This is a genomic window from Nonomuraea sp. NPDC049695, from assembly GCF_040674955.1.
Taxonomy (GTDB): Bacteria; Actinomycetota; Actinomycetes; order Streptosporangiales; family Streptosporangiaceae; genus Nonomuraea; species Nonomuraea helvata.
Map to the genome: position 1 here is coordinate 35325 of NZ_JBFANV010000033.1, position 20111 is coordinate 55435.

At 71.1% G+C, this 20111-nt stretch carries 15 protein-coding genes; 5 read left to right on the forward strand and 10 right to left on the reverse strand.

Going from position 1 to position 20111, the window contains the following annotated elements; genetic code table 11:
- The first annotated feature begins 20 nt into the window (after nucleotides 1-20).
- Nucleotides 21-437: an IS200/IS605 family transposase gene (gene tnpA / locus AB0J64_RS26875; protein WP_364032202.1), complete on the forward strand. Its 417-nt coding sequence runs from the start codon at nucleotides 21-23 to the stop codon at nucleotides 435-437.
- A 69-nt stretch (nucleotides 438-506) separates the two neighbouring features.
- Here the strand turns inward: tnpA and AB0J64_RS26880 are convergent, their stop codons facing one another.
- The 3 genes from AB0J64_RS26880 to AB0J64_RS26890 form a co-directional block, all read right to left on the reverse strand.
- Complete coding sequence (locus tag AB0J64_RS26880; RefSeq protein WP_364032205.1) at nucleotides 507-782, reverse strand: hypothetical protein; 276 nt, start codon at nucleotides 780-782, stop codon at nucleotides 507-509.
- Nucleotides 783-844: 62 nt separating this feature from the next.
- Entirely contained in the window at nucleotides 845-1810 is a 966-nt protein-coding gene (locus tag AB0J64_RS26885) for a hypothetical protein (RefSeq protein ID WP_364032208.1), read from the reverse strand.
- A gap of 5 nt (nucleotides 1811-1815) precedes the next feature.
- Entirely contained in the window at nucleotides 1816-2799 is a 984-nt protein-coding gene (locus AB0J64_RS26890) for a hypothetical protein (protein ID WP_364032211.1), read from the reverse strand.
- Between the two features lie 110 nt (nucleotides 2800-2909).
- Between AB0J64_RS26890 and AB0J64_RS26895 the strand changes: the two genes are divergently transcribed.
- Together AB0J64_RS26895 and AB0J64_RS26900 are read left to right on the forward strand one after the other, a co-directional pair.
- Nucleotides 2910-4142: a hypothetical protein gene (locus AB0J64_RS26895; RefSeq protein WP_364032214.1), complete on the forward strand. Its 1233-nt coding sequence runs from the start codon at nucleotides 2910-2912 to the stop codon at nucleotides 4140-4142.
- The gene (locus AB0J64_RS26900) at nucleotides 4139-5251 is read left to right on the forward strand and encodes a hypothetical protein (RefSeq protein WP_364032217.1); all 1113 of its coding nucleotides are present in this window, start codon (nucleotides 4139-4141) and stop codon (nucleotides 5249-5251) included. The genes AB0J64_RS26895 and AB0J64_RS26900 overlap by 4 nt, the downstream gene beginning before the upstream one ends.
- Before the next feature lie 17 nt (nucleotides 5252-5268).
- Here the strand turns inward: AB0J64_RS26900 and AB0J64_RS26905 are convergent, their stop codons facing one another.
- The 5 genes from AB0J64_RS26905 to AB0J64_RS26925 form a co-directional block, all read right to left on the reverse strand.
- Nucleotides 5269-5733: a hypothetical protein gene (locus tag AB0J64_RS26905; protein WP_364032220.1), complete on the reverse strand. Its 465-nt coding sequence runs from the start codon at nucleotides 5731-5733 to the stop codon at nucleotides 5269-5271.
- A 75-nt stretch (nucleotides 5734-5808) separates the two neighbouring features.
- Nucleotides 5809-6357, reverse strand: a complete 549-nt coding sequence (locus tag AB0J64_RS26910) for a GNAT family protein (RefSeq protein ID WP_364032223.1) — start codon at nucleotides 6355-6357, stop codon at nucleotides 5809-5811.
- 43 nt (nucleotides 6358-6400) lie between these two features.
- Nucleotides 6401-7108: a hypothetical protein gene (locus AB0J64_RS26915; RefSeq protein WP_364032226.1), complete on the reverse strand. Its 708-nt coding sequence runs from the start codon at nucleotides 7106-7108 to the stop codon at nucleotides 6401-6403.
- A 22-nt stretch (nucleotides 7109-7130) separates the two neighbouring features.
- Complete coding sequence (locus AB0J64_RS26920; protein WP_364032229.1) at nucleotides 7131-10175, reverse strand: glycoside hydrolase family 3 N-terminal domain-containing protein; 3045 nt, start codon at nucleotides 10173-10175, stop codon at nucleotides 7131-7133.
- A gap of 132 nt (nucleotides 10176-10307) precedes the next feature.
- Nucleotides 10308-12818, reverse strand: a complete 2511-nt coding sequence (locus tag AB0J64_RS26925) for a DNA topoisomerase IV subunit A (protein ID WP_364032232.1) — start codon at nucleotides 12816-12818, stop codon at nucleotides 10308-10310.
- A gap of 393 nt (nucleotides 12819-13211) precedes the next feature.
- Here AB0J64_RS26925 and AB0J64_RS26930 point away from each other — a divergent pair, with 393 nt between their 5' ends.
- Both AB0J64_RS26930 and AB0J64_RS26935 read left to right on the forward strand, forming a co-directional pair.
- A complete protein-coding gene (locus tag AB0J64_RS26930) occupies nucleotides 13212-14036 on the forward strand; it encodes a TauD/TfdA family dioxygenase (RefSeq protein WP_364032235.1) in 825 nt (274 codons plus the stop codon).
- Between the two features lie 215 nt (nucleotides 14037-14251).
- On the forward strand, nucleotides 14252-16357 hold the full coding sequence (locus AB0J64_RS26935) for a RecQ family ATP-dependent DNA helicase (RefSeq protein WP_364032238.1): 2106 nt from the start codon (nucleotides 14252-14254) through the stop codon (nucleotides 16355-16357).
- Here AB0J64_RS26935 and AB0J64_RS26940 read toward each other — a convergent pair.
- Together AB0J64_RS26940 and AB0J64_RS26945 are read right to left on the reverse strand one after the other, a co-directional pair.
- Entirely contained in the window at nucleotides 16350-19100 is a 2751-nt protein-coding gene (locus tag AB0J64_RS26940; protein ID WP_364032241.1) for an ABC transporter substrate-binding protein, read from the reverse strand. The genes AB0J64_RS26935 and AB0J64_RS26940 overlap by 8 nt on opposite strands.
- A gap of 108 nt (nucleotides 19101-19208) precedes the next feature.
- Complete coding sequence (locus AB0J64_RS26945; RefSeq protein WP_364032244.1) at nucleotides 19209-20102, reverse strand: sugar kinase; 894 nt, start codon at nucleotides 20100-20102, stop codon at nucleotides 19209-19211.
- Nucleotides 20103-20111: the final 9 nt, after the last annotated feature.

A 20111-nucleotide genomic window follows, 5' to 3' on the forward strand; every position in this document is an offset into this window, starting at 1 on the left:
GATCATCCTACAGTTGGGTTATGGCCGAGTACAGCGATATCAGGACCGGCAGACATTGCCTATTCGTGTTGCACGCGCATTTGGTTTTCGTGACGAAGTTCCGGCATCGGGTGTTCACCGGCGAGCACCTGACCCGCCTGCAAGAGATCATGAGGTCCGTGTGCGCCGACTTCGAAACCGAGCTGCGCGAGTTCAACGGCGAAGACAACCACGTCCACCTGCTGGTCAACTTCCCACCCAAGGTGGCCCTGTCCAAGCTGGTCAACAGCCTCAAGGGCGTGTCCTCGCGCCGGATGCGTCAAGAGTTCCCCGAACTGGCCCGCCACTACTACCGGGCGAACAAGCTGTGGTCGGGCTCCTACTTCGCCGGATCGGTGGGCGGCGCTCCGCTCAGTGTCCTGCGCCAGTACATCGAGCAGCAAAACCGGCCCGCCTGAGCTGGGTGGACGCCGATTCGCCTGACGGCGAATCGGCTGTTCTTGCCCCGCTACGCGGGCTGGTCGGCTTCACCCCCGGCCTGAAGGCCGGAGCACTGCCGACGATTCCGGTAGCGGCGCGGGCTGCCGCCGCCGAAGTCCGTGTACGGCCGCCCGCACCTCGCAGAGCCGCGTCGCCGCCGCGCGCATCGCCGCGACGTCCGCCTCGCCGAGGTCCAGGTCTCCGGTTTCGCCGTGGTCACGCAGGATCCGCGAAACCGACTCGATCGACGGCTGCTCGTGCAGCAGCGCCACGCACAGGTCGACGGCCCTGGCGGCCATCGCCTTGGTCGAGTGAGACTCCACCGGAGAAGCGTATGCCAGTACGGCGGGGCTCCCCAGGCCCCGCCGTACTGGCCAGAGGGGCGTCAGCCGCCGCACGCGGCGAAGACGAACGTGTCCTTGAGCGTCGTGTACCTGTCCCTGACCTTGACCGCGCCCGTCTCGGTGTCGATCTGAACGATCGTCATCCTGTCGCCACCGGACAGCATGTGGAGGGTCACCTGGGTGTCCCCGGTCCAGTCGACCATGTCGACGTCCGCGTCCGGGAGCTTGATCTTCTTACGGCTGGTGACCTGGTCGGTCTGCAGGTCGTACAGGACGAGCTGCGGCTTGCTCCCCTGCACGACGCTCGCGACCGTGCGGCCGTCCGCGGACAGCGCCTGCGGCCCGTTCGACGCGACGACCTGCGGCGGCGCGACCCGTACGGCCTCCTCGCCCGTGTCGCTGTAGACCGCCAGCTCGGTGACGGACTCGTCGCCGTCGACGCTGGTGAGGAGCTCGTCCCCGTCGAAGCTGAAGCCCAGCACCGATCGGTCCGCCGGCACGGTGCCGAGCCGGGCGCCGGTGCCCGTGTCGAACACGCGTGTGCTCGCGGGCTTGTCGCCGCCGATCATCGCTGCCAGCCGGCCGCCGTCGTCGGACAGGAGCAGGGTCACCTCGTTCTGGGCCACGCGGGGCAGCGCGTTCTTGGCGAACACCTTGACGCCGCCGTCGAGCGTCCGCACGGCCAGCCTGCCGGTCTTGGTGAAGTACGCGATCCGCCGGCCGTTCCCGCTGACCGCGATGGGCGCCGGGGAGTAGCGGAGCGGCTTGCCCTTCGCGTCGAGGGCGACCCCCTGGGCGTCATGCAGGACGCTCTTCCCGCCGTTGTGCATGACGAGCCGCCAGTCGCCGCACGGCCTGTCCCCGTCCTTGGACGTGCACTTCTTGATGGAGGCGTACCTGATGCTGTCGTGCCCCTGATGAGCGTGCGCGTGCGGCTCGGCGTACGCGACGCCTGGGGCCGCCGTCAGGGCGGCGGCCACGAGTGCCGTGAGGATCTTCACTCTCATGTCGTTCACTCCCCCGCTTCGACGTGCTCGAACCTGGTCTTGCTGATCGTGTATGCGTCGGTCTGCGTGGCCTTGCCGGACTGAGGATCGACGGTGAGCACCCGTACCACCGCCGCCTCCCCGTCGTCACCGCGCCGCACGGTCGCGTGGATCCGGCCGTCGGGCCCCCACCAGGCCGTCTCCGTCTCCGTGTCCGGCTTGAGCGGCAGGTCTGCGCCCGCGGACAGCTCGCCGCTCTCCAGGTCGTACGTCCGCACCCTTGGCGGCTTCTTCCTGTCGGCGTTGCCCCCGATGAACGCGGCCACCGTCCGGCCGTCGGGGGCCAGGGCCAGGGCCTCCGCGCCGTAGACGACCTGGGGCGGCGTCCGCTTGATCGAGCCGCCGCCGAGCCGGTACGCGGCCAGCCGCGTGGTGTTGTCGCTCAGGTCGCGACTGGTCAGCACCTCGTCGCCGTCGCCGCTGAACCCGAGCATCGAGTCCCCGAGTGGCAGGGTCGTGGTCTGGCCGGTGGCGACGGTGATCACCGTGATGGGCCGGCGCAGCGGCTCGTTCCCGTAGTCGATCATCACTCTGTCGCCCTTGGGGGACAGCATGACGGCGAGGGCGCCGGCGCCCTTGGGCACCGCCGACTTCGGCAGCACCTTGGCCGGGCCGCCGGCGACCGGCTGGACGACCAGGCGGTGATCGCGGGCGCGCTGGTAGGCCAGCACACGGCCGTCGGCGCTGATCGCGAACGCTGCCGTCTCGTCCTTGGCACCGGCCTTGCTGCCGGCCGCGTCGCGCACGACGACCTGCCTGCCGTCCCGCATGACCAGCTTCCAGTGGCCGCAGGGGTAGTCGGTGTCGTCCTTCTTGTCGTGGCAGGACTTGATCCAGGCGGCGCGGGCCGCCGGTGTCCCTGCCTGGGCGTGGGCGGCGCCGGGTGTGAGCCCCAGCCCGCCGATGACCGCCGACGCCAGCAGCGCCGCGGTCACTGAGGGGTGCCTCATGGTTGGGATCCTTTCGCTCACCCCGTTTAGACACCCACCTGATGTGCGCGGTTGGTCACAGATCAGCCACGTTCGAACGGAGGGCGCGGGGTGTTCATAAGGTGCGGACCGTGAGGATCATCCAGCGCCTCGGTGTGGTGGCGGCCTGCCTCGGGGGGCTGACCACGTCCTCCGTGCAGGCGCAGTGGGAGCAGGTGGAACCGCCGGAACTGAAGGCTCCTTCGGAGTGGGCCGGCCTCCTGGCCCTCGGCCCGCGCGACGTATGGGCGGCCGGTTCTGAGGACGGCCACGACGGCGTCTCCTGGTCGTACGAACCCGGCGCCAAGAACGCGGGTCGGCCCGTCCTCCAGCGTTGGGACGGCTCGCGGTGGGCCAGGACCGTGATCGGCCGCCGCTTCCAGGTGTCGGCGTTCGACGCGGACGGGCCGGACGATGCCTGGGTCGTCGGCAACCATCCCATCGACGCCTCGCAAGAGCGGGCCTACACCTATCACTGGGACGGAGCACGCTGGCGGGAGATCGGTCTGCTCTCCGCCGAAGAAGGAAGAGTGCACGACGTCGCCACCGACAGGGGTCAGGTGGTGCTGCTGGGCCGTGACAGGAACGACTACGCAACGGGCCCTCGAGACACAAGCCTGGGGTACCGATCGTTCGCCCTCTCCTGGGACGGCAGGCAGACCCGCGTCGCGGTGGGACGGGAAGGGACGTTCGAGTCGGTCGACTCGGGTGCCGGGCACACCTGGATCGCCGGGGCCAAGCCGCGCCGGAACTGCGACGGCATCGTCCCGGCGATCTGGCACAGGCCGGCTCCCGACTCCCCGTTCGAGGAGGTGAAGCTGCCGCTCGTACCCGACGGACATCTGGTGAAGGTCCGGCAGAACAGCCCGTCGGACGTGTGGGCCGTGGGCACGGTCGGATACAGCGAGAAACCCGAGTTCATGGCCTGGTCGTACGAGCCCTGGACCGCCTGCCGGGCAACGGGACCCTGGACCTACCCGTTTTTCCACTATCAAGGCGCCCCCGGCTTCCGGCCGCTCGTCCTGCACTGGGACGGCACCGCGTGGCGGCGGATGGAGTTGCCCGACTGGCAGGGCGGGCTGCTCGACGTCACCGCCTCCGCAGCAGGCGGGATGTGGGCGGTGGGACACGATCCGGCCCACGCGGATCGGCTCATGATCGTGCACTACGACGGGCGCAGGTGGACACGGGAGTATGTCCGCACCGGCGAGGTCTACGACGCGGTGTTGGCACAGGTGCCGGGCACGGACCAGCTCTGGCTGATAGGACAGGCCGCCTCGGAGAGCAAGCGGGGAGACGTCATGTTCCGGCGGAGGGCGCGATGAAGAAGATCGCGGCCGCGCTCGCCTGCCTGGGCGTGCTGACCGCCTGCACCGCCGAGCCCCGCGCCACTCCTCCACCACCGGGGCCGATGCTGGAGGAGTTCACCCTGTCCCAACGGTGGGAGCAGGTCAAGATCGATGCGACGGCCGGCACGGCGCTGGTGGACATGACAGCGACCGGTCCTCGAGACGCCTGGGCCGTCGGCCTCTATGCCAGCGCCGAGGACGAGCCGGGCTACTTCGTCCTGAAACACTGGGACGGCTCCCGATGGCGCGCGGTCAGCGCACTACGGCGCTTCACCGACGAGGAGTTCTCGAGCGGGGCGGCGGTCGACGCCGACGGTCCGCGCAACGTGTGGGTCGCGGGCGACGACGAGAACGGCCCCTGCACGCTGCAGTGGAACGGGCGTCGCTGGCTGGAGCGCAGGGTCCCGGGTGACGGCTGGGTGGACGACATCGCCGTGGACGGCAAGCGGGTGGTGCTGATCGGTGCCAGGAGCCGTGCGGAGGGCACCGTGCCGTACACCTCCTCATGGGACGGCAGCCGATTCGTCAACGAGACGTTCGAGGGCAAGTTCACCGCGGTCGTCGCAGGCGCGGGGCACACCTGGATCGCCGGTGAGCACGCGAACCTCCCCGCCGTCTGGCACCGGCCACCTGGTGGGCGCCTCGAGCGGATGGCCGTCCCGGCCGTGCCGGGCGGCTCACTCGCGGACATCTGGCAGAACGGCCCCGACGATGTCCTGGCGGTAGGCACGATCGCGGGGCCCAAGGATGAGAACGCGACCTACGGCGCGCGCCCGCTCATCCTGCGCTGGGACGGCACCGCGTGGCGGCGGACGGAACTACCGGATTGGCACGGTGAGCTGCAGGCGGTCACCGCCCTCGGCAAGGACGACGTGTGGGCGGCGGGCGTGGACGTCGAGCTCCAGCCGGGGCGGGTCATGATGCTGCACTATGACGGGCGGAGCTGGACCAGGGAGTTTCTGAGATCGGCGGGCATGGTCAACAAGCTCTCCCTGACCCGCGTCCCCGGCACCTCGCAGCTGTGGCTCACCGACGCCCGTGAGGTGGGCGAGGGCGACGAGCCTGTCGTCTTCCGCCGCCCCTGAGGCAGGAGCCTGCCCGGCTACAGGTACGACCTGGTCGCGGTCACCAGCTCGGGTGCGACGTCGCTGGTGTCGATGGCGACGGCGGACTCGGGGGTGCGCTCGCGTACGTCCTGGTCGCGGATGGCGAACACGGCCGGGGCCACCCCCACGTCGCCGTAGCGGCCCGCCACGGCCGCGCCGATCGCCTGCCGCACGTCGCGGACCACGTCGTGCGAGGTGTGGCCGGGGCCGGAGGCGGCGAGGTAGCCCAGCATCCCCGCGAAGCGCAGCTCCGTCTCGGCCGCCGGACGCTGCTCCGGCAGCACGGGGCGGTCGAGCCAGAACACCTTGCCCGCCAGGAACGCCTCGTAGCCGGCGCCCTCGCGGCCCAGCATGCGCGCGGTCTCGGCGAGCAACTCCCCGAACTCGGCCAGCTCCGCCTCGGGCGGCAGGTCCGTGGTGACGAACAGGGGCACGATCAGCGCGTCGAGCATTGGACTCATCCCTCCGTGAGGTGCCTCATGGTAGGACGTGCCACCGACAATCGCGGTCCGCGCCACTCCCACGGCCCTGCGGGTTTAACGCTCGATCCACTCGTCTTCCAGCGCCGAGTGCACGATCGAGTCGCGCCACCCCTGCGGCGTGTGCACGTGGTGCCGGATGCGGCCCTCCTCCACCATCCCGGCGGTCAGCATGGCCAGCTGGGCAGGCAGGTTGGCCGGGGAGCGGGCGCCCCACACGCGGTGCAGCCCGAGCTCCTTGAACCCGAACGACAGGAGTAATCGCACGAGGTCGGTGCCGATCCCACGGCCCCATTGCTCGGGGTGGAGGCCGAAGCCGATCTCCGCGCTGTGGGGGTGGACGGCCTCGATGGACAGGCGGGCCACCCCGATCACGTCACAGCGGGCCGCATCGACCACGGCGAGCACGTAGAGCAGGCGCGGCTCCGCGGTGGCCGCCTCCATGGCCTGCTCGACGAGCCGCGCCACCTCGGCCAGGCTGCGCGGCCCGAACGGCATGTGCTGCGTGGCGGCCGCGTCGCCGTAGAGGGCGTGCAGGGCGGGTACGTCGGCCTCCGTGACCTCACGCAGGCCGAGCCGCTCGCCGTTGTACACCACCCGCCGCATTCGCCGACGGTAACTCGAGTCCCGTGATCTCTACAAGCCCTTGTCAAGTGGCAAGTTGACTACCGTAAGCCCGTGCGACAAGTTCGGCGACGGCGCTGTGGGAGCCGAGCGGTTCGGCGTGCCCGGCGCTGATCGCCGCGGCGGCCTGCTCGACGATCCCCGCCGGGGCCTCGTGTCCGATCATGCAGGGTGCGATGGCCAGCCGCTCGGCGCCCGCCGCGCGCAGCCGCTGGGCCGCCGTGCCGACGCCCGGCTCGCTGTCGAGTGAGGCCGACACGACGGGCAGCGTAAGCCTGGAGGCCAGCAGCACCGCCGTGGCCTGCACGGCGTGCACCGCGCGCTCCCCGCCGACCGTGGCGAGGATGACGGCGTCGACGGGGCTGGAGACGTTCAGCAGGCGCACGCGGTCGACCCTGGCCAGGCCGCGATCGGCGAGCCTGATGTGCAGGGCCTCGGCCAGCAGCGGGTGCGGGCCGAGCGCCTCGGTGACGACGGCGCCGGTGCCGGTGGCCGCCACGGCCTTGCCGATCTCGGCCAGGACGACGGGGTCGTCCCAGGTGAGCAGCGGCACGATGATGGCGTCGCGGCCGGTGGGCAGGGAGTCCGCCAGGTTGGTCACGCTCGCCAGCCGGACCTCGATCTGCGGGTTGTCGACACGTACGACAGCCGCGATCTCCTCGGCCACGCCGGCCGTGTCGCCCGGGGTGGCGAGCACGAGCACAGGGGCGTCCGGCGGCAGGGACGTAGGCACAGGACGGCGGTGGCGCTCCGTTTCAGCGGGCGGCCTGGGCCAGCAGGTCCACCGCCTTGCGCAGGTTGCCCGCCGCCAGCTCGTGGTCGGCCGACGCCTGCAGGTCGGGACGCTTGCCCGCGCTCTGCGCGATGTCCCTGGCCACCGACACGACGGCGTCGTCCACGGCGTACGTGTCGGTCTTCGACCGTTCGAGCAGCGCCGCGGCCGTGCCCAGGGCGGCCAGGACGGCGCGCGCGTCACGTACCGACCCGTCGGTGTTCCAGCCGCGCCCGGACAGCGTCAGGGCCGCCGCCGCGGCCTTGGAGTGGCCGTCACCGAAGGCGAGCCGGACGCGCGCGGCCTTGAGCCGGTCACGGGGCCGGTCCGTGCGCAGGCCCCACCCGTACGGCCAGAGCGGGTCGTACGCGGCGTCGCCCACGTTGATCGGCAGCTGCTCCACCGAGCGGAACCAGGTGAACGGCAGCCGCCCGGTGTACGGGACCGCGCCGAACAGCGGGTCGGCCACGCCGTCGCCCTCGGTGCCCGGCAGCCAGGAGGCCACCACGGCCTCGACGCCCGACAGGTCGCCGAGCAGCAGCGGACGACCCGAGACGACCAGGACGACGCACTTCATCGCCCCGCACACCTTGTCGATCGCCGCCCGGTCGGCGGTGGCCAGGTTCAGTGTGCGGCCGGCGCGGCCCACGTCGCCCTGGCCCTCGGCGTACGGTGTCTCGCCCACCACCACGACGCCCACGTCGTGCCCGGACAGGTCGGCGGAGGCGTCCTTCGAGTAGGTCGCCGAGGCGGCACGGGAGCGGACGGCCTGCAGGATCGTGGTGCCGGGGGTGATCGGCCCCGACGAGCCCTGCCAGCTGATCGTCCAGCCGCCGGTCTGGTTGCCGAGGTCGTCGGCGTTCGAGCCGGCCACGTAGACCTTGGCGTCGCGGCGCAGGGGCAGCAGGCCGCCGTCGTTCTTCAGCAGCACCTGCGACTTGGCCGCGGCCGCGCGCGCGACCGCCCGGTGCGCCGCGGAGCCGACGTCGCCGATCCCCGACCGGTCGGCGTACGGATGCTCGAACAGCCCCAGCCTGAACTTCTGCGTCAGGATCCGCGCGACCGCGTCGTCCACGCGCCGCACGGGCACGCGCCCGGCTTCCACCTCGGCCTTGAGCGTGCTCTCGAACGCCGGGTAGGCGTACGGCACCATGATCATGTCCAGTCCGGCGTTGATCGAGGTACGCACGTCGCTCGCGTAGTCGCCGGGGATCTGGTCGATGGCCTGCCAGTCGCTGATCACGAACCCCTTGAAGCCGAGCCGGCCCTTGAGCACGTCCGTGATCAGCTCCTTGTGGGCGTGCATCTTGAGCGGGCCGTCGCCGAGGTCCACGCTCGAGAACGACGGCATGACGGTGGCCACGCCCCGCTTGACCGCCTCCTTGAACGGCGCCAGGTGGATCGCCTCCAGCTCCTGACGGCTGACCTTGGTGACGCCCTGGTCGATGGTGTAGTCGCCGCTCGTCGATGAGCCGTACGCGGTGCCGCCGTCGCCGACGTAGTGCTTGGCGGTGGCCAGCACGCCGTTGTCCTGGAGGCCGTCGACGATCGTGGTCATCCGCGACACCAGCGCCGGGTCCTCCCCGAACGACTCATATGCCCGGCCCCACCGGTCGTCGCGCGACACGCACAGGCACGGCGCGAAGTCCCACGGAATGCCGGTGGCCTTCACCTCCTTCGCGGTGATCTCGCCCTGCCGCTTCACAAGGTCGGGGTCGCGGGTGGCGCCCATGCCGGCGTTGTGCGGGAAGATCGTCGCGCCGGCCACGTTGTTGTGGCCGTGCACCGCGTCCACGCCGTAGATCAGCGGCACCTGGAGCCGGGTCCGCTGCGTCTGGAGCTGGAACGCGTCGACCATGTCGGCCCACGCCTCCGGGGTGTTCGGCGTGGGGGCGGAGCCGCCGCCCGACAGGAGCGAGCCGAGCGCGTACGTGGCGATGTCGCTCTGCTTGCCCAGCGCGTTGCGCTCGGCCTGCGTCATCTGCCCGATCTTCTCCTCCAGCGTCATCCGCTGGAGCAGGTCGGTCACGCGGTCCTTGACGGGCTTGCGGGGGTTCACGTACGGGAGGCCGTGCGCGTTGATCACGACGACCGGCGCCTCGGCCGGGGGTCTGGTGCCGGCGCCGGACAGCTCGATCGGGATGGTCTCGGCGACCTCGTCCTGGCCGTCCTTCAGCGTTCTGATCGTGAACGACCTGGCGGCCCCGGAGGCCGTTCCCGCCGGGAACGTCAGGGTGCCTTCGGCGGGCGTGTAGTCGCTGCCGGGGGTGGCGGTGCCCGTACCGGTCCGGTAGTTCACGGCCAGGTCGGCGGGCAGGGGGCGGCCGGTGGCGGTGGTGACGGTGACGATCACCTTCGCCTCGCCCTTCTCGTTCACCGGATAGACGGGCCTGTCGGTGGAGAGCCTGGCGGGGCGTGGGGGAGCCGTCCCGTAGAGCTCGACCTGGTCCCATTCCAGCGTGCCCTGCGCGGTCGGCAGCCGCATCGAGTAGCCCCACATGGCCACCAGGTCCAGCTCGCCGTCGGTGGGCGCGCCGCCGGGCTGGTAGTCGGCGCGTCTGGTGAAGCTCGAGAACGGCACCTTCACCTGCCGCCAGCCCGCCGCGTCGTCGGTGAACGACGACTCGAACAGCTCGGCGGCGCCCGCTCCGGTGCCGCCGTCCTTGATCTCGAAGAAGATCTTCTGGCCCGAGCCCGCGCCCTTGACCCAGAAGGAGAAGCCCTCGTACGGGGACCAGTCCTGCGCGGCGGCCAGGTCGTGCGACCAGCCGCCCCACTGGCTGACGTTGTAAACGGACGTGAGCACCCGGTTGGTATCCGCCGCCCCTGGCCGGTCCGGACCGGGCCCGACCGTGAGCGTGGGGGTCGAGGCCGCGTCGTTGCCCCAGGCGTACACGCCGGTGGGGACGGCGTCCGACTCGAAGTCGGTGATGACGCCCGGCTCGGCGGCCACGGCGGCGTGCGGCGCGACGATCAGGGACGCGACCAGGGCAAGGGCCGCCCATAACGGGGGTCTGGATCGGGACACGGTACCTCCGGCTGGCAAAGAGAGCGCTCTCTCACAGGAGATCGGCGGCAGGAGGCATTTCATAACAGCGGCACGCCGGGCCGTTGCCGCTCCCATGGGAGAGTCCGGCAACGGCCCGGGGAAGCGTCAGCGCTAGGGTTGTTCGTCCTCCGCGGCGGCCGGTGCCGCCGTGACCTCCGTGAGCAGGGACTCGGGCGTCGAGGCGAGAGCGCCGCCGACGGCGCCGATGGTGTGGGTGAGGCGGACGCCGGAGCCGTCCCGGCGCCCCACCTCCTCCGGAAGCGGCACGGGCTTGCCCACGTTGGAGACCGCCTTGGCCGGAGCCGGGCCGGCCCAGGCCAGCAGCAGCTCGTCCTCGCCCTTCAGGAAGCGCTGGGCCCGCACGCCGCCCGTCGCCCGGCCCTTGGCGGGGAACTCGGCGTAGTCGGACACCTTGCCGCCCCCCACCTGCGTGCCGGGCAGTGCCGTGGAGGAGCCGGCGACCGTCACCACGTGGGCGGGACGTTCGGGATCCACCACCCCGAACCAGATCACCCGGGCGTCGTCGTCGAGCCGGATCCCCGCCATGCCGCCCGCCGGTCGGCCCTGCGGGCGCACCAGCGAGGCCGGGTAGCGCAGGAGCTGGGCGTCGGAGGAGATGAACACCAGGTCGTGGGACTCGGACACGAGCTCGACGGCGCCCACCACGCTGTCGCCGTCCTTCAACGTGATCACTTCGAAGTCGTCGCGGTTGGCCGGGTAGTCGGGCACCACCCGCTTGACCACGCCCTGCGCCGTGCCCAGGGCCAGGCCGGGGCCGTCGGGGTCGAGCGAGCCCAGGCCGACCACCTTCTCGTCGGGCTGCAGCGAGACGTACTCGGAGACCGGGTGCCCGCCCGACAGGGACGGCGGGTTGGCCGTGGGGGGCAGCGTCGGCAGGTCCACGACCTGGACCCGGATCAACCGGCCCAGCGACGTCACCACGCCGACCTCACCGCGTACGGACGTCTTGACGACCGACACCAGCACGTCGTGTGCCGAGCGCTCGCCCTCGCCCGGCAGCGGCGTGGCGTCGGAGGTGCGGGCCAGCAGGCCGGTCGAGGAGAGCATCGCCAGGCACGGGTCGTCGGCCACCTGCAGATCCACGACCGGGGTGCGGGTGACGCCCGGCGCCTCCAGCAGCACGGTGCGGCGCGGCGTGCCGTACTTCTTCGCCACGTCGGCCAGCTCGCCCGAGACCACCTGGCGGAGCTTGGTCTCCGAGGAGAGGATCTCGGTGAGCTGCGCGATCTCGTCGCTCAGCGTCTGCTTCTCCTGATCGAGCTCCAGCTTGTCGTACTTGGTGAGCCGCCGCAGCGGCGTGTCCAGGATGTAGGCGGCCTGGATCTCGGTCAGGTCGAACACGTCCATCAGCCGCGTGCGCGCCTGCGCCGAGTCGTCGGAGGCGCGGATGACCTGGATGACCTCGTCGATGTTGAGCAGGGCGATGATGAGGCCGTCGACCAGGTGGAGGCGCTCCTCGCGCTTGCGCCGCCTGAACTCCGACCTGCGGCGCACCACCTCGAGCCGGTGGTCGACATAGACCTGGAGCATCTCGCGCAGCCCGAGCGTGCGCGGCTCGCCGTCGACCAGGGCGACGTTGTTGATGCCGAACGTCTCCTCCATCGGCGTCAGCCGGTAGAGCTCCTCGAGGACCGCCTCGGGGATGAAGCCGTTCTTGATCTCGATGACCAGCCGCAGGCCCTTGTGGCGGTCGGTGAGGTCCTTGAGATCGGCGATGCCCTGGAGCTTCTTGGACGTCACCAGCTCCTTGATCTTGGTGACGACACGCTCGGGGCCGACGTTGTAGGGGAGCTCGGTGACGACGATGCCCTTGCGGCGCGGCGTGATCTGCTCCACCGCGCACTTGGCCCGCATGCGGAAGGTGCCGCGACCGGTCTCGTACGCGTCGCGCACCCCTTGGAGCCCGATGATCGAGCCGCCCGTCGGCAGGTCGGGACCCGGCACGAACGTCATCAGCTCGTCCAGCGTCGCGCCCGGCTTCTTGATCAGGTGGCGGGCGGCGGCCACGACCTCGACGAGGTTGTGCGGCGCCATGTTGGTGGCCATGCCGACCGCGATGCCGCTCGTGCCGTTGACCAGCAGGTTGGGGAAGGCCGACGGCATGACGACCGGCTCGGTCTCCTGCCCGTCGTAGTTGGGCTTGAAGTCGACGGTGTCCTCGTGGAGCGACTCGACCATGAGCATCGCCGCCGGGGCCAGCCTGGCCTCGGTGTAACGCATGGCGGCGGGCAGGTCGTCGGGGGAGCCGAAGTTGCCGTGGCCGTCGACGAGGGGCAGGCGCATGGAGAACGGCTGCGCCAGGCGCACGAGGGCGTCGTAGATGGCGCTGTCGCCGTGGGGATGCAGCTTGCCCATGACGTCGCCGACGACGCGCGACGACTTGACGTGCCCGCGGTCGGGCCGCAGGCCCATCTCGCTCATCGAGTAGAGGATGCGCCGCTGCACGGGCTTGAGGCCGTCACGCGCGTCGGGCAGGGCGCGCTGGTAGATCACCGAGTACGCGTACTCGAGATAGCTGGTGCGCATCTCCGAGGTGACGTCGATGTCGACGATCCGCTCCTCGAAGTCCTCAGTAGGGGGTGCAGTCGTGCGTCGGGCCATCTTGTGCTGCGCGGCTACCTCGGCCGTCGCGCCGAGGGGAAGCGCATCCTCCTTCTGTCCTTGTGCTGTAACCGTATCCGTCAGCTCGCTGGAGAAGCGTCAGATCGGCGGTGAGGCGGCGGGTTCCGATGTGTTTGCCCCTGGAGATGATGGCACGAGCCACGTCCACTGTGGCGTATCCATCGCGGTCCTCACGCGTCGGCGGGCGAAGCCGCTCACGTCACCGAAGCACCTCCTCACCGATAGCCGCGCATTGCGCCGAAGTCAAGATGATACTTGATCCGGGTCGCTTCTCGCATACTTGTTCGATGTGCGTCACCGGAAGCTCACTTGACCAAGCAATTGCTTGGTGTTACGTTCGCGGCACGAGGATACGGCTGTCCCGGAGGCGTCATGATCGAGTTTCATCCCGTGACCAAGCACATCGGCGCCGAGGTCACCGGGGTCGATCTGCGCAAGCCGCTGTCGCAAGAAGAGGTCGCGACCCTGCGCGCCGGCTGGCTCGAGCACCTCGTGCTGTTCTTCCGCGACCAGCACATCGACGACGAGCAGCACCTGCAGTTCGCCCTGAACTTCGGCACGCTCAACCACCCCGCCTTCAAGAAGGACTCCACCAGCCCCATCCACGTCCTCGACCAGACCTCTCCGAAGGGCGAGGGCGGGGACGAATGGCACAGCGACAACACCTTCGAACCCACTCCGCCGATGGGCTCCCTGCTCCGCTGCGTCCAGCTGCCGAGCGTGGGCGGGGACACGTGCTGGGCGAACACGTACCTGGCGTATGAGACGCTCTCGCCCTGGCTGCAGCGGCTGTGCGACGAGCTGACGGCCGTGCACGACATCACGATGTCGATGAGGAAGGCGATCGCGAAGGGGCACCCGTTCGACCTGGCCGAGATCCAGGCGCAGTGGCCGCCGGTGGAGCGCCCGGTGGTCCGCGTGCACGCGGAGACCGGCCGCAAGGCCCTGTTCGTCAACCGCGCCTCCACGACGCGCCTGGTGGGGCTGACGGACCGCGAGAACGAGGCGCTGCTGCCGCTCCTGATCGACCACATCCGCTCACCCGAGTACCAGCTGCGCCTGCGCTGGCGGCCCGGCACCCTCGCCTTCTGGGACAACCGGCCGACGCAGCACTACGCCGTGGCCGACTACACGGAGCGCCGCCGCATGCACCGCGTCACGATCAACGCCTTCCCCGAGCACGCCGATCCCGCTTGAGCCCGCGTCGGCCTCGTTCCGCGCACGTGCGGTTCGTCCCAGGGCGTCGCACCATGGGCGTCGCGGCCCCGTGGCGTCACTCTCCTCGAAGGACTCCCGCCGAAGGGTTCAGTGGAGGCGGAGAACGCGGCCGGCCGTACAAGACGGGCGCTCTGACAGGGCCCTGGCCACGCCGATGGTGCGTGACGGCCGCGGGAGCGTGGTAACAAGGGGGAATGATTGAAGCCCCCGATGTGGCGATGCTGCGGGAAGAGGCCGAGGAGCGGTTGCGGGCGCTGGCGGGCGAGCACGCCGCGCTCCGCGACGACCAGTGGGCCGCCATCGAGGCCCTGGTGGTGGACCGGCGGCGGGTGCTCGTCGTGCAGCGCACCGGCTGGGGCAAGTCGGCCGTCTACTTCGTGGCCACCGCGCTCCTGCGCGAGCTGGGCGAGGGTCCCACGGTCATCGTCTCGCCGCTGCTGGCGCTCATGCGCAACCAGATCGCCGCCGCCGAGCGGGCCGGCATCAGGGCCGTCACGATCAACTCCGCCAACCCCGAGGCGTGGGAGGAGATCTACGGCCAGGTCGCCGACGGCATGGTCGACGTGCTGCTGGTCAGCCCCGAGCGGCTCAACAACCCCGACTTCCGCGACAACGTCCTGCCTGAGCTGGCCGAGAGCGCCGGGCTCGTGGTGGTGGACGAGGCCCACTGCATCTCCGACTGGGGGCACGACTTCCGGCCGGACTACCGCAGGCTGGCCACGCTGTTCGAGGACCTGCCGCCGGGCATCCCCGTCCTGGCCACCACCGCCACCGCCAACGCCCGCGTCACCCGTGACGTGGCCGAGCAGATGCGCCTGCCCTACGACGACGGCGACGGCACGCTCGTGCTGCGCGGGCCGTTGGAGCGGGAGAGCCTGCACCTCAGCGTCGTACGCCTGCCCACCGCCGAGCAGCGGCTGGCCTGGCTCGCGCAGACGCTGCGCGAGCTGCCCGGCTCCGGCATCGTCTACACGCTCACCGTCGCCGCCGCCCATGAGATCGCCGGATACCTGCGCGAGCAGGGGTTCGAGGTGGCCGCCTACTCCGGGCAGACCGACCCGGCCGAGCGCCTGGCGGCCGAGGAGGCGCTGCTGAACAACAAGCTCAAGGCGCTGGTGGCGACGAGCGCCCTGGGGATGGGCTTCGACAAGCCGGACCTGGGGTTCGTGGTGCACGTGGGGGCGCCGCAGTCGCCCGTCGCCTACTACCAGCAGGTCGGCCGGGCGGGGCGCGGCGTGGAGCGGGCCGAGGTGATCCTGCTGCCGGGGGTCGAGGACCGCGAGATCTGGGCGTACTTCGCCTCGCTGGCGTTCCCGCCCGAGCCCGTCGTGCTGACCACGCTGCGTACGCTCGAAGAGGGCGGCGTCATGTCCACACCGGCGCTCGAGACGGCCGTCGACCTGAGCCGGAGCCGGTTGGAGATGATGCTCAAGGTGCTCGACGTGGACGGCGCGGTCCGGCGGGTCAAGGGCGGCTGGCAGGCCACCGGCGAGCCGTGGACCTACGACGCCGAGCGTTACACCCGCATCGCCGCCGAGCGCCGCGCCGAGCAGGAGGCCATGCTCGCCTACCTGACGACGTCCGAGTGCAGGGAGCAGTTCCTGCGCCGGCACCTCGACGACGAGGCCGCCACGCCGTGCGGGCGCTGCGACAACTGCACCGGGCGGCACCGCTCGCCGGAGATCGGCACACAGGCCGTCGAGAGCGCCCGCCAGCGGTTGAGCAGGCCGGGCGTCGAGATCGAAGCACGCAAGCAGTGGCCGACCGGGCTGCCCGACCTGTCCGGGCGGATCAAGCCCGAGCTCGGCGCCGAGCCCGGCAGGGCGCTCGGCCGGCTGACCGACATCGGGTGGGGCAACCGGCTGCGGGAGCTGTTCAACGGGGACGACGGGCCCATGGCCGACGACATGTTCAAGGCCGTGGTGCAGGTGCTGTCCTCCTGGGAGTGGCGTGAGCGCCCCGTCGCCGTGGTGAACGTCCCGTCCGCGACCCGGCCCGCGCTCGTGCGCGCGTTCGCCGAACGGCTGGCGTCGGTGGGGCGGCTGACCTACCTGGGGGAGCTGGGCTATCGGGCGGGCTCGCCGGGGCAGCAGTTCAACAGCGCCAAGCGGGTCCAGGCGGTCCGGGCCACGCTCGCCATGCCCAAGGAGCTGAGCGCGTCGATCGCCGGCTGCGGCGGGCCGGTGCTGCTCGTGGACGACCGCGTCGACACGGGGTGGACGATGACGCTGGCGGCGGCCCTCATACGGCACGCGGGCGCCCCGGCGGTGCTCCCGCTCGCCCTGGCCACCACTACCTGACGCCCATGGTCAGCAGGTCATAGTCGCCATAGACCGGGCTGACGTGGACGTTCGTGGCGTTCTGGCCGCGCAGCAGCACAGGGCGCCTCCAGGCCAGCGGGACGAGCACGGCCTGCTCGGCGAGCTTGGACTCCACCTGGCTCCACAGGGCGGCGCGTCTGCCCGGGTCGAGTTCGGCCCTGGCCTGGTCCATGAGGGAGTCGATGGCGCTGACGCGGACGCTCACGTTGAACGAGTACTCCTTGGGGTTGATCTGCCTGCTGTCCGCGATCAGCGTGAGGAACGACTCGGGGTCCGGCCAGTCGGGTGCCCAGGACTTCGCGACCAGGCCGATCTTGTTCTGTTTCAGGTATTCGGGGCTGCCGCCGTACTTCCGGAAGAAGTCCGCGACGGGGACCTGCTTCAGCGTGACCTTGATGCCCACGCGGGCGAGGCTCTGCTGAACGGCCTCGGCCGCGTTCCGCTCCCAGGCCACGTCCCGATAGACGTACGTGACGGCGAACCCGTCCGGATGCCCGCACGCGGCCAGCGACTCCTTGGCGGCCTGCTGGCCGCCGTCCGCCGTGAGGTCGGGATCGCGCTGACGCCGGCCGATGATCAGGGGCGGCAGGAGCGACGTCGGCACCTCCGCCTGAACGGTGCCGTAGGCGAGGGCGAGGTTCTTGAGCTGCAGGGCCCGGACCACGGCCCGGCGGCACTCGACGTTGTCGAACGGCTGCACCTCAGGGTTGATCGCCAGCATCCGCACGACCGTGGTCACCGGCGCGTCCGCCCGTTTCTTGAGCGCCGGGTCGTTGAGCACCCCGGCCGCGCCTTCCTGCGGGACCGAGGGGCCGAACTCGGCGCGGCCTTCGCGCAGCCGGCGTTCCGCGTTCTCCCCGTCGTACTCGATCACGTACCGGTCGGGGAGCGGCCTGCGGTTGGGGTCGGTCGAGGCGTCCCACTGGTCGTTGCGTGTGAGGACGACCATGTTCTTGCCGGCCGACACGCTCTCGATCTTGTACGGGCCTGAGGCCAGGACGGTGTCCTTGCCCTCCGGCACGGGGACGGTCTCCGGCATCTGCACGACCTCGTCGAACGTGGAGTACGGCTTCCTGAGGCGGAAGACGATCGTGCGCTCGTCGGGAGTCTGGATGGCCGAGTCGGTGTTCATGCCCGGCGACTTGACGGGGCCCCGGTAGCCGGAGGGGAGGTCGAGCATGAGGTCGAAGTAGGTCGAGCCTCCCGAGCGGCTGGGGTCCATGCTGCGCAGGACCGCGTACTTGACGTCCTTGGCGGTGATGGGCGTGCCGTCCTGAAATTTCACGCCTTGTCGGAGTTTGTAGGTCCAGGTCTTCCCGTCGGCGCTCGGCACGCCCAGCGACTCGGCGAGATCCGGGACGATCTGCGTCCCGGCGGTTCCCGGCACGGGCTTGAACATCGTCAGCGCACGTCCGTAGAGGCGGACCAGGTTCAGCGACAGCGGCAGGTAGATGTCTCCTGGATCGGTGGTCTCCAGGGGCTGCGCCGAGACGACGCGCAGGGTGCCGCCGGTCTTCGCCGAGGGGCTCGCGACCGACTCCACCGCCGCTCCGAACCCGGATGCCGCCGAGGACGAGGGCGTGGGGGAGGAGCCCGGCCGGGTGAAGACGCCGCTCTGGGCCACGAGCCACACCGCGACCCCTGCCACCAGGGCGGTGGCCGCCGCGCCCACCGTGATCACCGCCGCCCGCCGCCGTCGCCACTGAGGCTCGGTCGTGACCCCCTGCTGGGGCGGCGTGACAGGCCCGCCCACCGGATAGGGCAGCGGCTGCCCGTACGCCTGAGGGCCGCTCGTCGGCTGCGGGGTCGTGCCCGGCGAGCCCAAGGGCTTCGGGGTCGGGCTCGGCGATCCTGGGAACGGCGGGGTCGTGGCTGGTGCGGCCGGCGGTGCCGGGGACCTGGTCGGCGAGCCGGTGGTGCCGGCGCGGATCAGATCCCGCATCAGCTGCTCGGCCGTGGGCCGCTGCCGGGCGTCCTTGGCCAGCGACGCCCACAGCAGCGGCGCTATGTCCCCCGGCACGCCCGACAGATCGGGATCCAGGCTGAGGATGCGGTGCATCACCACGGGCAGCGGCCCGAACCCGAACGCCCCCCGCCCCGTGGCCGCGAACACCATCGTCCCCGCCCAGGCGAACACGTCGCTCGCCGGGGACGCCTCCCCGAGGAACTGCTCGGGCGCCATGAACGCGGGCGTCCCCACGATGCCGGTCGTCAGGCTCTGGCTGACGTCGAGCGCCCGCGCGATCCCGAAGTCGATCACCCGGGGGCCGTCGGGACCGAGCAGGACGTTGCTCGGCTTGAAGTCCCGGTGCACCACCCCGGACCCGTGAATGGCCACCAGCGCGGTGGCGGTCGTGATCGCCAGCCGCATCAGCGCCGGTCCCCGTACCGGCCCTTCCCTGGTGACCTGGTGCTGCAGGGACGGCCCGTCGACGTACTCGCCGACGATGTACGGCTGATCGTTGACGGCTCCGACATCGAGCACGCGAGCCGTGCAGAACTCCGCCACCCGCCGCGCCGCCTCGGCCTCGCGGCGGAAGCGGCGTACGGCCTGCTCGTCGTCGGCGAACCTGGCGTGCAGCAGCTTGATCGCGACCCGCTCGCCGCCGGGGGAGACGCCGAGGTAGACGCTGCCCTGGCCGCCCTCGCCCAGAAAGCCGGTGACCTCGTACGAGCCGACCGAGGTGGGATCGCCCGGCCGTAACGGACGCACGCCCTGCATCCGGCTCCCCTATGTCGCGCTAAATCCCGATCTGCCCACCATAGCGATCGAAGAGCCGCTCACAAGGGGATCAACGCTCAAGCCTGAGCGACCGGCGAGAGGGGCCGGTCAGAACGGCGGGCGGGCGCCCAGGTGCATGATCGCCTTCGCCGCCAGCCGGCAGCCGGAGGCGAGCGCCTCCGCCGGAGGCTTGCCCGCCAGCCAGGCCGGCAGGAAGCCGGCAGAGAACGCGTCGCCGGCCCCGGTGCCGTCCACGATCTTGTCGACCGGCTCGGCGGCCACGCGGACCGGCTCGGGGCGGCCGTTGCCGTACCAGAGGGCGCCTTCGGCGTTCATCTTGATGACGACCTGCGGGAACCACGCGGTCAGCACCTTGGCGGCGGCCTCGGCGTCGTCGCGCCCGGTCAGCACCTTGGCCTGCTCGATGTTGGCGAACAGCAGCTTGACCCCGTTGGTCCACTCCAGGAACGGCTCCGCCCCCGTGCGGTCCAGAGGCGCGGACGAGGCGCAGTCGACCGAGATCGACATGCCGCCGCGCCTGGCCATGTCGAGCGCCGCGAGGCCCGCGTCGCGCGAGCCCTCGTTGATCAGCGTGTAGCCCGACAGGTGGAGGTGCGAGCCTCCGGTGAACAGGTCACGCGGCAGGTCCTCGGGCGACAGCGCCGCGTTGGCGCCCGGGTCGGAGAGCATGGTGCGCTCGCCCTTGTGCGTGACGAGCACCACACAGGTGCCGGTGGGGCGCTCGGGGTCCATGACGAGCCGGGCGTCGACGCCGTAGCCCATCAGCTCCATGTCACGGTTGCGCCCCGTGATGTCGGCGCCCCTGCGGCCGATGAAGGCCACCTCGGCGCCCTCGACGGCCAGCCACGAGGCGATGTTAGCCCCCGAGCCGCCGCCGTGCATGGTCACGATCGCCGGGGTGTCGCTCGCCCTGGCGAGCGCATAACGGGCGCGCGCGACCGCGTCGGTCATGAGATCGCCCACCACGACGACCCGCGTCATGATGCCACC